8 protein-coding genes are annotated in these 15,227 nt (G+C 60.6%); all 8 read right to left on the reverse strand.

Annotated elements, in window-relative coordinates:
- Window positions 1–79: 79 nt before the first annotated feature.
- Window positions 80–2,356, reverse strand: a complete 2,277-nt coding sequence (locus KB449_RS26005) for a beta-glucosidase (protein ID WP_282911151.1) — start codon at window positions 2,354–2,356, stop codon at window positions 80–82.
- Between the two features lie 110 nt (window positions 2,357–2,466).
- Window positions 2,467–4,014 carry an ABC transporter substrate-binding protein gene (locus KB449_RS26010; protein ID WP_282911152.1) on the reverse strand — a complete coding sequence of 516 codons (1,548 nt, stop codon included), beginning with the start codon at window positions 4,012–4,014 and terminating at the stop codon, window positions 2,467–2,469.
- Window positions 4,015–4,104: 90 nt separating this feature from the next.
- Window positions 4,105–4,980, reverse strand: a complete 876-nt coding sequence (locus KB449_RS26015) for a carbohydrate ABC transporter permease (protein WP_217597452.1) — start codon at window positions 4,978–4,980, stop codon at window positions 4,105–4,107.
- A 21-nt stretch (window positions 4,981–5,001) separates the two neighbouring features.
- Window positions 5,002–5,871, reverse strand: coding sequence for an ABC transporter permease (locus tag KB449_RS26020; RefSeq protein ID WP_282912906.1), 870 nt, complete (start codon window positions 5,869–5,871; stop codon window positions 5,002–5,004).
- Window positions 5,872–6,105: 234 nt separating this feature from the next.
- Entirely contained in the window at window positions 6,106–7,713 is a 1,608-nt protein-coding gene (locus tag KB449_RS26025; RefSeq protein ID WP_282911153.1) for a helix-turn-helix domain-containing protein, read from the reverse strand.
- Between the two features lie 6 nt (window positions 7,714–7,719).
- Window positions 7,720–9,465, reverse strand: a complete 1,746-nt coding sequence (locus tag KB449_RS26030; RefSeq protein ID WP_282911154.1) for a sensor histidine kinase — start codon at window positions 9,463–9,465, stop codon at window positions 7,720–7,722.
- A gap of 121 nt (window positions 9,466–9,586) precedes the next feature.
- Window positions 9,587–11,857 (reverse strand): glycoside hydrolase family 3 protein, encoded by a 2,271-nt coding sequence (locus tag KB449_RS26035; protein ID WP_282911155.1) that lies wholly within the window; start codon window positions 11,855–11,857, stop codon window positions 9,587–9,589.
- Between the two features lie 49 nt (window positions 11,858–11,906).
- Window positions 11,907–14,822 (reverse strand): alpha-L-rhamnosidase, encoded by a 2,916-nt coding sequence (locus KB449_RS26040; RefSeq protein ID WP_282911156.1) that lies wholly within the window; start codon window positions 14,820–14,822, stop codon window positions 11,907–11,909.
- Window positions 14,823–15,227: the final 405 nt, after the last annotated feature.

Here is a 15,227-nt window from a genome sequence, read left to right on the forward strand (position 1 = left end):
CTTCTGAGTTCATTTTTTCGCTTACGCTGCGGACGCGCGCGCCGGCATGCCGCTTCGTTTTCGTCCAACTATGAAGCTATCAGGATTCCCTCGCGTTCAACTGCTTGAGCAAGCCGTCCAGATCGTCCTCGCCGAGCGCGCCGCCGCTGAAGCCGACCAGGCCGCGAAGCGGCAGGTACTTCATCATCGCCTGCATCATCTCCGCGCCTTCGCCGTCGGGATCGGCGGCCATGGCGCCGAACGGCGTCTTGCCGATCCAGTCCATGACGAGCGCCTGCGCCGCCGGATCGCTCATCAGATCGCCGACCGTGCTGTTCCGGTGGAAGACGTGCGTAAGCACGACGGTCGACTCGACCGCGATCGTGCCCGATACCGCGATATCCCGCGACGAGCGGCCGACGAGAATCTCGAATTCACCCGATTCCACATGCCAGTCCTTCAAGTCGACGTTGTAGTAGGCGAAGGCGCTCCGATCCAGCGTAAAGGAGACAGCCTTCGTCTCTCCCGGCTGCAGCTGAACCTTGGCGAACCCTTTCAGCTCCTTAAAAGGCCTAATCACGGTACTTTGCACGTCGCGCACGTACAGCTGCACGATTTCCTTGCCCGCGCGCGAGCCCGTATTCGTGACGTCCACGGTCACCGTCACCGTCTCTTCGTCGCGGATCGCCGGCTTCGCTACGACGAGGTTCGCGTATTCAAACGTCGTGTAGCTGAGCCCGTATCCGAACGGGAACAGCGGCTCGATCTCCTTGGCGTCATAGTAGCGGTAGCCGACGAACAAGCCTTCCTTGTATTCGACGCGGTCGCCTTCGCCCGGGAAGTTAAGCTGCGACGGGTTGTGCGCGAGGCGCAGCGGGAACGTCTCCGCCAGCTTGCCGCTCGGATTGGCGTCGCCGAACAGCAGGTCCGCGATCGCGCCGCCGAGCGCCTGGCCGCCAAGATAGGCTTCCAGCAGCCCCTTCGCGCTGCCGAGCCAGGGCATCTCGACCGGCGCGCCGTTGCTCAGGACGACGACGACGTTCGGCTGCGCCTCGGCAACCGCGCGGATGAGCGCGACCTGGTTGTCCGGCAGCCGCAGATGCGTCCGGTCGAATCCTTCGGACTCGTAGCGGTCCGGCAGACCCGCGAAGACGACCGCGACCTCGGCATCCGCGGCCGCCCGCTTCGCTTCCTCCACGAGCGCCTCGTCCAGAGCGTCCGACTGCAGGTCGTAGCCCTGCGCATACGCGATCCGCGCGCCGCCGCCCGCGGACCTCGCGAGCTCCTCGCGAATGTCCTCGAGCTTGGTTGGCTTGATATGGGAGCTCCCCCCGCCTTGATAACGCGGCTTCGCGGCCAGTTCGCCGATAACGGCCAGCTTCGCGTCCTTGCGAAGCGGCAGGATACCGCCTTCGTTTTTGAGCAGCACCATGCTCTCGCGCGCAACTTCGCGGGCCAGCGCGTGATGCGCCTCGGCATCGCACGTCGCGCCCTCTTTTTTGTGGTCGACGGCCATGAACACGATCCGGAGCAGCCGTTCGACCGCGCGGTCCAGCTTCTCCTCCGACAGCCTGCCGCTGCGCACGGCTTCGACGATCCTGCGGTCGCCCGCGCCGCCGCTCGCCGGCATCTCCAGCTCCAGGCCCGCGGCCAGACCGGCCTCGCGCTCGTTGACGGCGCCCCAGTCCGAGACGACGAAGCCTTCGTGGCCCCATTCGTCCTTCAGAATGTTGGTCAGCAAATATTCGTTCTCGGAGGCGTACGTGCCGTTTACCTTGTTGTAGGAACACATGACGGTCCACGGCTGGGCCTCTTTGACCGCGAACTCAAAGCTCGCCAGGTAAATCTCGCGCAGCGTGCGCTCGTCGACGACGGAATCGCCGGTCATGCGGCGATGCTCCTGGTTGTTCGCCGCGAAATGCTTGAGCGAGGTGCCGACGCCCTGGCTCTGCACGCCTTCGATATGGCTGGCGGCCATACGGGAGCTCAAAAAAGGATCCTCGGAGAAGTATTCGAAGTTGCGCCCGCATAGCGGCGAACGCTTGATGTTGGCGCCGGGCCCGAGCAGCACCGCGACGTCCTCCGCCTGGCATTCTTCGCCGAGCGCGACGCCGACCTTGCGGATCAGCTCGCGGTCCCAGGAGCTCGCGAGTCCCGCGGCCGAAGGGAAGCAGGTCGCCGGGACGCTGTCGAACAGCCCCAGGTGGTCGGCGGACGCCTTTTGCTTGCGAAGCCCGTGCGGTCCGTCGGTCAGCATGATCGCCGGAATGCCGAGACGCTCGACTCCTTTCATATGCCAAAAATCCAGGCCCGAGCACATGCCGGCCTTCTCCTCCAACGTCATTTGCGCGATCAAGCCTCGAATATCCCTTTCCATTCCCGCACCTCCATATGAGATCAAGCTTTCCACGAACAGAGAAAAGAGAAAGCCCTTCCCCGAAACAGGGTTTCGAAGAAGGGCTCATAAACGCTCGCTGCTAAAGCCGGTTACTGCACGTTATTCGCTTTTGCCCACGCGTCCAGCTGCTTTTGCTTTTCCGCGATGATCTTGTCCATGCCAGCAGCCTTCAGCTTCTTCACGAACTCGTCCAGCTTGGACGGATCGATCGTGCCCGATTCCAGGCCTGCCTTGTACTGGTTGTTGACGTTGGTGACGGCCGCGACTTCGGTCTTGACCGGCGACGAATCGAACGAGAAGCCGAGCGCTTTGGAGAAGGTCGAGTTTTTGTTGAATTCCTTCGTTTGCGCCCAAATATCCGTATCCATGCCCTGCCACACCTTGGTCAGGGCGTTGTTGCCCACTTCCCATTGGTTGAAGACGTAGTTGCTGCCGCCTTCGGGCGCTTTGATCTGGCCGTTGCCGGCATCGACGTAGTGCTTGCCTTCGACGCCGTTAGCGAGCAGGTTGGCGACGTCCTTGTCGGTGTAGAGCAGGTTGAGCAGTTGCGCGGCGCGGTCCGCGTCCTGCGTATTCTTCGGAATCGAGATCATGAAGCCCGTGCCGGAATCGGACGTGGAGATCGGCGGCACGAAGCTCGCGGTCACCATCTCGCGGCCGTTCACCGTCGACTCCTGGGTCGCGAAGCCCGGCTTCATGTTGGACAGGTAGCTGAAGCCCTTGCCCGCCTTGATCAGGCTGTTGTTGCCTTCCTGCGTCGTTGCCGCGTCAGGCATGATGTAGCCGGCCTGATACCATTTGCGCGCTTGCTGGAGCGCGTCCTTGTACATTTGCGTCTCGTACAGGTCTACCACTTTCAGATCCTGGTTGGCGATGACGAGTACGCCCGGCGTGTCGCCCAGATAGTCGGTATAGCCGCGGACGAGCTCGTTGGCGATGCCGTTCGTTTGGCTGCGCTGAACGAGCGGGTAGACGCCCGGCTCGTTGTCCTTGATCGTTTTGAAGATCGGATCGAGATCCGCGTACGTCTTCACGTTATCGAACGACAGATTGTATTTGTCCATCAAGTCTTTTCTGGCCGAGATGCCGTGGTCGGCCGCCGTATCCCGGATGCTCGGCACGCCGTACATCTTGCCGTTTATCTTGGTGGAGTTAAAGATCGCCGGCTCCATCGTGTCCTTGACGGTCGGCGCGTATTTGGCGAGCAAGTCGTCGAGCGGGAGCAATTGTCCCTTGGCGACCTGGGAGCTGTAGTTGAAGAAAGAGGACGTGACGAGCAGGTCGAGAGGCTCGTTGCCGGCGAGCAGCAGATTGACTTGCTGTGTCCATGCGCCGATGTCGATCGGCATCAGCTTGACCGTCGCGTTAATCTTGGCTTTGGTGATCTTGCTGATCTCATCCTGGACGAGACCGACTTCCTTCATGTTCCCGAGTCCCATGAACGCGAGCGTCAGCTGGAGCTCCTTGCCGTTCGAAGCAGCGCCGGACGAAGCGCCGGACGAAGCCGGAGCCGAGCTGCCGCCAGACGCCGGAGCGGAGGCGCCGCCGGCGTTGTTCGAGCCGCCGCACGCGGAAGCCAGCATGGACATAGAAAGCAGGACAGCGGGCAGAAGAACGGCTTTCGACTTATTTTGCATATGATATCCCCCTAGATCGAATTGAACTGCGGATTGCAATCTATACCAACCGGCCCTGATGGCCCGGGATTGGCCGCCTGCCAAGACTCTTTACTTCACGGCCCCGATCGTAAGGCCCTTGACGAAGTACTTCTGGAAAAATGGATAAATCAGGATCAGCGGTAGGATGCCCACCACGGCCATCGCCATGCGAACGCCGTTCATCGGCAGGTTGACCGCCATGTTCTGCCCTCCGAGGTTGTTCTGTTGAAGGAACTGGATGTTGGAGAGCATCCGGTTGAGCAGATTCTGAATGCTGAACAGCTGCGGCTCCGTGATGTAGACCAAGCCGTTAAACCAGTCGTTCCAGTAGTTGATCGTCAGCATAAGGCCGATCGTCGCCAGAATCGGAAGCGACAGCGGCAGCACCATGCGATAGAAAATCTTGAATTCGGAAGCGCCGTCGATGTACGCCGATTCGATGATTTGAACCGGGATCGAATTGGCGAAAAACGTGCGGATCAGCAGGATGAAAAAGCCGTTCGTCAGCAGCCCCGGCACGATCAGGGCCATCAACGTGTTTTTCATATGGAATACTTCCGTGTAGATCAGGTAAGTCGGCACGAGGCCGCCGTTGAACAGCAGCGTGAAAAAGACGAGGAAGCTCAGAAAGCCGCGGATCGGCAGGTCCTGCCGGGATAACGGGTAAGCGAGCAGCGCGCTGATCAGCAGGCCGACGAAGGTGCCGATGACCGTGATCAGAATGGTAACGCCGTAGGAATTAAACATCGCCAGCTTTTGCGACCACAGGTAGGTATAGGCTTCCAGGCTGAACTGCTTCGGCCAGAACGAATAGCCGTTATTTACGATCGAGCTCTCCGAGGATATCGACGACATGAAGAGAAGCAGGAACGGGATGACGCACAAGGCGGCGAGCACAATGAATATCGCATGGACGACTGGCTGGTTCATATCGTTGGTTTTCATGGCGGCTTCCCCCCTTTCGGATTAGAACAAGGCGTTCTCTTTGCTGCGCTTCGAGACGATGTAATTGGAGAGCAGCACGAGGACGAATCCGACGACCGACTGATAGAGGCCCGCTGCGGAGGACATGCCGATATCGCCGAGGGTCATCAAGCCGCGGTATACGTAGGTGTCGATGACGTCCGTCACCGGCTGAAGCGGGCCGGAGTTGAGCGGCACCTGATAGAACAGGCCGAAGTCCGAGTAGAAAATGCGGCCGATGGCGAGCAGCGTCATGATGGTGATCGTCGGCGCGATCAGCGGCACCGTTATGCTGCGGATCTGATGCCATTTGCTGGCGCCGTCGATCGTGGCCGCCTCGTAGTATTCGTTGTCGATGCCGATGATCGCCGCCAGGAAGATGACGCACAGGTAGCCTGTACCCTTCCAGAGCTGAACGATCGTCAGGATGTAGGGCCAATATTTCGGTTCGAAATACCAGGAGATCGGCTCGATGCCGAGCATCGGCAGCAAATTCAGGTTCAAGTATCCGCTTTCAGCGCTCAGCATGGAGAGAACGAGATAGCCGACGATGACCATCGAGATCAGGAACGGCAGCAGGATGACGCTCTGGTAAAGGCGGGCGGCGAACTTGCTGCGCACTTCGTTGAGCAGGATCGCGACGCCGATGGCGAATGCCGTGTTGAGGATAATGAACGATCCGTTGTACAGGATGGTGTTCCGCGTAATGACGAGAGCATCCTTCGTCATAAACAGATACTCGAAATTTTTGAAGCCGATCCAGTCGCTGCCGAGGATGCCTTTGGCATAGTTGATGTCCTTGAAGGCGATGATCACGCCGAACATCGGCAGGTAGTTGTTCATGATAAGGTAGGCGAGGCCGGGAACCATCATGAGAAACAATGCCCGATAGCGCTTGAGCTTTTTGAACGTCGAGGCCCATCCTGTCCGTGTCAATGCTGTCCCCTTCTTTCGTGTCCTTCGTTATGTCTTTATTCTAAGGGGAGCGGGGACGCGCCGCTTACCAATAATACGACTTCCGACTTTCGATATTCCGACCTCGTCGGGGACGGAAAAACGCAAGGCCGCCAGAGGAACGAAACCCGCTCCTTGACGGCCCTTTCCGGTCTATTGCCGCTGCGCGCGCTTGCGATAATCCACCGGGTTCAGGCCCGTCGCTTTCTTGAAAATCGTCGAGAAGTAGGACAGGTTGGAGTAACCGGCCGCGAGCCCGATATCGCTGACGGATTGCCCGGTGCTCTCGAGCAGCTCCTTCGCATAATCGATCCGCTTCTGCTGCAGGTAGTCCGACAGCGACATCCCGGTTTCCTTCTTGAAGACGCGGGTCAGGTAGTCGGGGTTCAGGAACACATGGTTCGCGATGTCCTCGCGGGACAGATCCTGCTGACCGAGCTGCTGCGCGATGTATCGCTTGGCTTTGTCCACGACGGACAGGTTTTCTTCGATGGAATGAATGTGGTTCATCGCCACTTCGATGACGTACCGCGTCCATTCCTGCAAGGCCCGAATCGAGCGAAGAACCGATTCCGGCCTGTCCGTCAGCAGGTTCTGGGCGAACACCTGATTCGCCTGCAGGCCTTTGGATTGCAGGACGAAAAACACCATCTGAAGGAAGTCCTGATAAAACGAATGGACGGTGTGCGCGTCCACGCCGCTCCCTGTTTCTTTCCAAGCCTCCAGGTACCGCTCGACGCGCTCGGTCAGCTTGTTCCGGGCGCCTTGCTTCATCCATTCGCCCCATTCGGCCAAAGGCGCCGGTTGCGCCGAACACGCCCCTTTGCGCTTCTCGCCCAGAATGAACGTCCGGTTCACTTGCGTGACATTGTTTGCATCCATCTCCTGCAGTCTCCGCAGCATGTCCGGCAATTCGTGAAGCGGCGTCGTATCGCCGACGTAGCTGCTGAGATCGCAGAACAAATACTGATTGCAGTTTTGAATGAACGCATCGCCGTTCGCCCGGAGCTCCGCGTCTTCGGCCGGCCGGTCCACGGGCACGACGGTCAGCAGCGCCCCTTCCCCGATCGGGATGACCGCGGTTCCCGGAACGTCCTTCATGACTTCCTCCAGCACGTTGCGAAGCGCGTACTCCATGATCCGCCGATCCCGTTCGGACAGCTCCTTGTGCCAGCGCTGCACGCGAATGTACATCGGCCTGAACAGCGCGTCTTCGCCGAACGTCAGACCGGCGGCGCGAAGATGCGCCTGCACGGCCTGCGGGTTGGCGGGGATTTTCCGGTGAATGAGATCCTGCCAGAACCGTTCGGCCACGACAGGCTGATGGGACTCCCAGAGCTTGCGGTAATGGTGATGGGTCTCCTCGAACGATCGCAGCTCCTTCTCCTTTTTCATTTTCCCGAGCGCTTTTCCGATGACGGTCTCGAGCTCCGCATAATCGACCGGCTTGAGCATATAGTCGAAGCTGTTCATCTGGATCGCCTGCTTCGCGAACGAAAAATCGGAATGGCAGGTCAAAAAGATCGTCTCCGTATCCGGATAATGTTCCTTGACCCAGGCGACCAGCTCCAGACCGGAGCCCTGCGGCATCTCGATGTCGCAAACGACCAAGTGGACCGGCTGTTCGCGGAACACCTCCTGGGCTTGCTTCATGCTGTGCGCCGTATGAACGAAGCCGATGTCCAGACGCTCCCAATTTACGCCGGCCTGCAAGCCTCTGACCGCGTGGATCTCGTCGTCTACGATTAGAACATGGTACATCGCGAATTACCCCGCTTTCTTTTCCATCGGCAGCTCGATCTTCACGACCGCGCCCAGACCGGCCTCGTTATAGAAATCGATCGTCGCCCGATCTTGATACAACAGCCGCAGCCGTCTTCTGGCATTCCAGATGCCGATCTGCTCGCCGCCCTCGCTCCCGGCTTGTTCCGGGTCTAAAGCGAGCCGGCCGAGCACTTCGCCCGGGAACCCGGGCCCGGTGTCCTTAACATGGATGACCAACCGCGGATGGCCCTCTTCGTCTTCCGTTTGCGCGACCTCGACGGAGATCCGTATCGGCTCGTCCATATTCACGGCGTACTTGATCGCATTCTCCACCATCGTCTGCACGATCAGCGGCGGCACCTCCTGCGCGAGCAGATCGTTCGGCTTATCGACGCTGTAGTGCAGCAAGTCGGGGAACCGCAGCTGCTGAATGCGCAAATAGTTTGCGGTATGGGACAGCTCATCGCCAAGCGCTACGAAATAGGAGCTGCTGCGGAACATAAACCGGAAATAGGAAACGAGGCACTTGGTCATCTCCTGGATCAGCGAAAAATCTTTGACCGTCGCCAGATTGTAGATGATGTTGAGCGAATTCAGAAAAAAATGCGGATTGATCTGAAGCTGCAAATGCTTGAGCTCAGCGCGCTGATGGTTCAGCTTTTCCTCGTAAACGTTGATCTTCAGGTCGTGAATCTCGCCGATCATCCGGTTAAACGTCTCGTTCACGATCTGAAACTCGGTGGACGTCGGCTTCTGTTCGATCCTCGATTCCCAATTGCCGTCGCGAAGCTTGCGCATGGCGATGACGATCCGCTTGACCGGGTTCAGGAAGATGCTCCGCATCATCGCCAGGAAGAGGAGCAGGAACATGACCGCGGCGATGGAGATAATCGACGATACCCGCTGAAGATACGGCAGCTTTTGCAGGATTTCGTTTTCGGGCACGAGCGCCACGAGATTGAAGTTGCCCCGCTGGGATCTCTCGCCCATGATCAGGTACGCGTGTTTGCCTTTTCCGCTGATGGCGTAGGTCGCTTCCGGGAACGTCAAGTCGATGCCCTTGTCCTCGAAGAGGGCGCCGTGGCTGATCGGCTTGTTGTCGCCGGTCGTGATGACCGCCGCGCCGGATTCCCCCAGATCGATCAGACTGAGCGGCACCATCAATTTGTCGCTTCCGACCCAGGCGCCCATATACACGTTGCCGGACTTCATCAGGTGGAACAAGTAATCGCCGTTCGCGCCGCTTCGGACATGCCAGCGGGAATAGTCGATCGTGTCGGCGTCGTTCTCGACGACCTTCTGAATCTCCTGGCGCGCGTTCTCCCTCGCTTCGTAGCTGTCCGTCGGCGGCTGGCTTATCAAGAGATCTTTGTTGACCGCGGAATAGACGAAGAAGGCGTCCAGAATCGGGTAGTAGCCGATATCGTCCTTCAGCTTGTTGAACAGCGTCAGCTTGGCGATATTGTAGCGGTCCTCGTCGCGCGACTTGGGAAATTCCATATCCAGGACGTTCAGATCGCTCTCGAGCGTGTTGGACAAGTATTTGTCGACTTCTTCCAGCCTTTGATCGATTTGGCCCATATAAAGGCTGAGCAGGTTTTTGTTCGATTGCGCGACCTGATTGCGGACGACCTCTCCGGAATAAAAGTTGTTGATGATCAGCACGGTGATCAGCGGTACGAAAATAACGAGAACGGCGGCGAAAAATTTAAAGCGGACCGAGTTGACGTACGTTCGGATCTTGCGCATGGCCGCCGCCCTCCTTGCGATTCTTCGTTAAGCTTGGTCCTAGCATTATAGCGCTTTTAAATGGCCGCGGTATATGCTCGAAGGAAGGGCCCGTCGCGGCATCCCTTCCCCCGGTCGATCGCTATGAAGTTCGCCGTTTTTTCGCGTACCGGCTCGTTCTTGCGTCCTCGATGACACCGCTCCAGTTCAAGCCGAAGGCAAAGTCGTAGGCAAGGCCGGCCGAATCCACGTAAACGTCCATGTCGTGGGGGACGTCTTCGAGCTGCGCCTCCACGGCGTTCATGTCCGCGGGCATTTGGAACGGCAGCAGCGCCTGCGGCTCGAACGCGCCCGTCAGTATATCGAGGATCGCCTGGTCCTGCACGCCGAAGTGCGCGAGGATGGCGTCGGCCGACGGCTCGAATTCGGCTGCGACGGCCGGATTCGACAACGCGATGGAGACGACGACCGGCTTGCCGTTCATGAGCCGCTTCGTCTCCAGCACCGCGTCGAGATCGCCTTCGTTCGCGACGGCCGCCGTCTTTCCTTTGTACGAGCGGTTCAGCACGTCTCGCGGATCTCCGGCGAGACTGGTCTCCCGCGCCTGCTCCGCCGTATAGGGCCGGTACTGCAAGCTGATCGGTATATAGCCGTTGCCCCCGGCCTCCGTGTCGGCCTTGCTGTAGCCTTTCGTCGAACGGGGGCTTTCGATGCAGACGAGCGCGAAGTCCGCGTCCGCCGGCCGGTCGGTTACTTCGAAGTACTTTTGCACGACCGCCAGGTTGATCGGATAAGCCTCCGAGGGCGGGACCGGATTCCCCATCCAGTCGGTGTCCGCCGGCAGCTTCCGCTTGGGGACGTACACCTTTTTCCGCTTCGCAAGCGGCAGGACGCCTTCGTTCTTGAGCATCACGACGGATCTAAGCTGCGCCCGGTAGCCGGCCTCCATGAAGGCGGGATTGCCGACGAGTGCCGCGGATTCGCCGGGGTTCAAATAAGGATTCTCGAATAAGCCCAACCGGAACATGTTCTTCAGCAGCCGAACCGCCGACTGCTCGAAGCGCGCGCGCATGAACGCTTCCCCGTGCGCCTCGACGCCGATCCGGTAGGCTTCGATCACGGGACCGGCATCGTTATTGCCGCCGAACTGATCGACGCCCGCCATGAGCAGCTTGTAGTGGCGCTGCGCGACCGTATGGCCTTCCTCCACGCCCCAGCAGCGGCCGCCGGGGAAGAGCCGTTCGATGTCCGCGCCCTCGTCGGCCGTGATGCCCCAGTCCGTGCAGACGACGCCGTCGTAGCCGTACTTCCCGCGCAGCAGGTCGCGGATGAGATAGGCGTTGTAGGCATTGCCGACGTTCTCGCCGTTCACCGGATCCTGGCCGACGGAGATCGTGTAGTAGGGCATGACGGCCGAGGCTGCGCCGGTCTTGCCCGCGAGGCGGAACGCGCCTTCCGTAAAGGGAAGCAGGTGCTCCTCGAAGTTGTTGCCGGGATAGACCGCGTATTTGCCGTAGCCGAAGTGGGCGTCGCGCCCGGCTTCCCCCGACCCGCCGCCCGGCCAGTGCTTCACCATGGCGTTCACGCTGTCGCTGCCCCAGCCGTCCGCGATCTCGGCGCTCCCTTCCGACGTCTGGAAGCCGTCGATGTAGGCGCGCGCCATGTCCGCGGCCAGCCGCGGGTCTTCGCCGAACGTCATGCCGAAGCGGAACCAGCGCGGATCCGTCGCCAGATCCACCTGCGGCGACAGCGCCGTGGAGAGGCCGAGCGCGCGGTATTCCCGCGAGGCGATCTCGCCGAATTCCCGGGCGACCGCCGGATCGAACGTGGCCGCCAGCCCCATGCTCTCCGGCCACATGGAGATCGCGCCGCCCGCGCCCGCGTTGAACTCCTTGGACGTATCCGAGCCGTGGCGGGGATCCGAGCTGTTGTTGGCCGGAATGCCGAGGCCGAGGCGCTCGGCGTACGCTTGCACGTTGTTGTTCCAGCGCGCGGCGACTTCCGGGCTCTGCACGCGCGTGACCAGGATGTGCCGGATGTGATCGTTCGACAGGAAATCCAGCTGTTGATCGGACAAGTCGCCGGGCGCCGCGCCGCTGTCCGGGAACGATTGGCCGCCGGCGTACGTCGCGGGGAACCATCCCATGTTGCCGGGGATGGCCTGATGGCTGCTGTAAAGCATGAGGCCGGCGATTTGCTCGATCGTCATTTTGGAGGCGAGGTCCCTGGCCCGTTCTTCTGGCGGCAGCCGCCAGTCCTCGTACGGATCCAGCTTGCCGTCCTTGTTCAGATCCTTGAAGGCGAGACCGTCCACGTGCAGAATTCGCACGCCGGATGTCTCGTCGTAGCCTAACAACGGTCCTTGCCCGTTTTGCGCATAACGTACTGCCGCTTGCTTGGTCGCATTCTCCATTCGTTTTCCCTCCGGCAGCTTATTTTATGACGGGTGCATGACGTTGCGGCTACGCTCTAAGCGTCTGCAGCTCAGCCACGATCGCCTCGAACTGTGCCTGCGAGAGGCCCCCGCCCATCGGGTTGTTCGCCGCCGCCGGGAGCGGCAGCTTTTCCATATACCCCAGGTTGTCGGCGAATCCGGGCGCATGGCGGTCCAGAATGCGCTTGGCGGCATCCCATTGCGCCAATTCGCCGAGCCGCATGCCAGGGTGATACGTGCGATAGGAAGCATGAGGCCGGGCGTACGTGAAGGCGTAAACGCCCGAGCCCGCTTCGACGCGGACGCCGTCCGCCTCTTGGCGGAAGGAGACGATCCCTTCGGCGTCCGCCAGGCCGGCTCCGTTGCAGCTGACTTGATCCGCGTCCGCGCCGCGCAGCAGAATGGATGCGCCGACGTTGGCGGGAATCGCCGCCCGCAGCTCGATCTCGTCCTCATTCCCGTTCCCGTTCCCGGCGAACGCCCAGCCCGATTCGACCATGCCGTACATCGATTCGTAAGAGGCGCGCGCGTGGCTGAGCCTGCCGCCCGTGTAATCGGGCTCGATGCGAATACGCTTGTAGCCCGGACTTGCCGGGTCCGGCGCCAGGCCGGCGATCTTGCGGTACATCCAATCGCCCACCGCGCCGTAGGCGTAATGGTTGAAGGAGTTCATATCGTCGCTCCAGAACGATCCGTCCGGCTTGATGCCGTCCCAGTGCTCCCAGATCGTCGTCGCGCCCTTGGCGACCGAATACAGCCAGGACGGGTAGGTTTGCTGAAGCAGCAGCTTGACCGCGGTCTCATGGTAGCCGTTGTCCGACAGCGCGAAGCAAAGGAACGGCGTGCCGACGAACCCGGTCGTCAGATGGTAGTCGTTGTCGACGATCATCTCGTTCAAGTCCCGGGCGATCCGGGGACGGTCCTTCGGATCGACGAGGTCGAAGAAGAGCGCGATGACGTTGGCCGTCTGCGTCTGGGCGGCGACCCGCCCGTTCGGCGTGATGAATTCGTCGCGGTAGGCCGCCGCGACTCTTTTGGCCAGCGCGCCGTAATAATCCGCATCCTCCTCGAGCCCAAGCAGCCGGGCGGCATCCCCCAGGATGCGCGCGGAAAGGGCGAAGTAAGCCGCCGTCACCATATGGTTCGGCGTGGCGCCCATATAGCTGCCCTCCTTGGCGTCCAGCGCCAGCCAGTCGCCGAAGTGGAAGCCCGTATCCCAAATATGCTCCCGCTCCCCTTGGCCCCGAATATAGTCGACCCACGCCTTCATACTGCCGTACTGTTCGGCCAAGATCCGTTTGTCGCCGCAGCTGACGTATATAGCCCAGGGAACGACCGTGGCCGCGTCGCTCCACGCCGCCGCATTGTACCCCTGCAGGATGTTCGGGACGACGAACGGCACGCTGCCGTCCGGCAGCTGATCGGCCTTGAGGTCGCGCAGCCACTTGGCGAAGAAGGCCGCGCCGTTGTAGTTGAACAAGGCGGTCGGCGCGAATACCTGGGCGTCTCCGGTCCAGCCGAGGCGCTCGTCGCGCTGCGGACAGTCCGTCGGCACGTCGAGGAAGTTGCCGCGCTGTCCCCATATGATATTTTGCTGCAGCCGGTTCACCCGCTCGTCCGAACATTCGAACGCGCCGGTCCGCTGCATGTCGCTGTGCATCACTTCGCCTGCGAAGGCATCGAGCGGCAATCCGTTTTCTTGATAGGGGAATCCCTCCACCTTAACGTAACGAAAGCCTTGGAACGTAAAATGCGGCGCGTACGTCTCCGTCCCTTCGCCTCGTGCGATATAGGTGACGGTCTGCTTGGCGGTACGAATGTTGCCCATGTAAAAGTTGCCGTGCTTGTCCAGCACCTCGGCGTGCGTCAGCTTGATCGCCGTGCCCGCGGGAGCCGCCACCGTCAGCCGAATCCGTCCCACCATGTTCTGTCCCATATCGAGGATGGCGTCTCCCTCCGGCGTTCGGATCGCGGCGATTGGCTTGAGCGTCTCCGTGACGCGCGTCGGCACGTTCTCCTGCGCGACCAGGCGCGAGTAACCGAGGTCGAGCCGTTCCGTGCCGTGCCAGGCGGTATCGTCGAAGCCCGGCTCGCTCCAGCCCTTCCATTCGAGACGGGCGTCGTAGGTTTCTCCGTCGTAGAGCTCGGACATGAGCACAGGCCCCGTCGCCGCCTTCCAGCTCTCGTCGCTCGCGATCACGACCTCCGCGCCGTCCCGGTACCGAACATGCAATTGGACGAGGACCGCTCTTCTGTCGCCGTAATGGTTGGACTTGTTTTCCCAGCCCAGACGCCCTTTGTACCAGCCGTTCGCCACCGTCGCCCCAAGCGCGTTGCCGCCTTCGCGAAGCAGCGCCGTCACGTCGTAGGTCTGGTATTGCAGGCGGCTGTTGTAGCTCGTCCAGCCGGGCGCGAGCTCGTCATCGCCAACTTTGCTGCCGTTCAGGTACAGCTTGTAGACACCCGCGGCCGTCGCGTAGATGCGCGCCGATACGATATCCCCTTCGTTCAGGTCGAACGGCTTGCGCAGCAGGAACGCCGGCTCGGCCGCCGGCTCGATCGCGCGCGAATCGGGGGTGATCCATTGCACTTGCCATTCATCCACGGACAGCAACGCGGTCTCCCACCACTCCGTCTCGCTCCACTCCGACTCCCGGCCGAACGTGTCCCAAGCCTTGACGCGGTAATAATATCTCGTGCGGGATTGTGCCTCCGGTCCGTCATAGGGGATCAGCACCGATTCGTCCGATTCGATGCGCCCGCTGTCCCACAGCGGCGATTCAAAGTCCGCTTGTCCCTTGGCCACCTGAATCCGATACGCTTCCTGAAGCGTACCTTTGCGCTCGGATCGCAGCTTCCAGCTGATCCGCGGACGCCGGACATCCGTTCCCAGCAGCCGGGTTCGATACTCTGCCGTCAAGCCGTATATTTGCAAGGAATCCATGCGTATCGCCTCCATCGTTCATTCGCGCGCTCATGATTCCATTGTACCGCCGCGCCGTCTGACACCGCTTTCGGTTTGCCGACCAATAGTTTGGTTTTGGCGACTACCTGCAGCGGCGCAGCGCAAAGAAAACCGCCAGGGAAGATCCCTGACGGTCCTTATCGGTCTTGCGGCTATTCGAAACGCGTTGGACCCGGATGCCGATCGATGGCCCATCCGAAACGCGTTGACCCGGATGCAGATTGATGGCCCATCCGAAGCCGTTTTGACGGAGCGGCCTGTCGCCCGCCGCTTCATTTTTTCGCCGCAATTCCTGCATATTTACATCTCTTTTTCCTACTCCGATCCTTTGAAGAAGAAAGGATGCAAATATGCAGGCATTTTCCTACATAAGCCCGATTTCCG

This window comes from Cohnella hashimotonis, from assembly GCF_030014955.1.
Classification (GTDB): domain Bacteria; phylum Bacillota; class Bacilli; order Paenibacillales; family Paenibacillaceae; genus Cohnella; species Cohnella hashimotonis.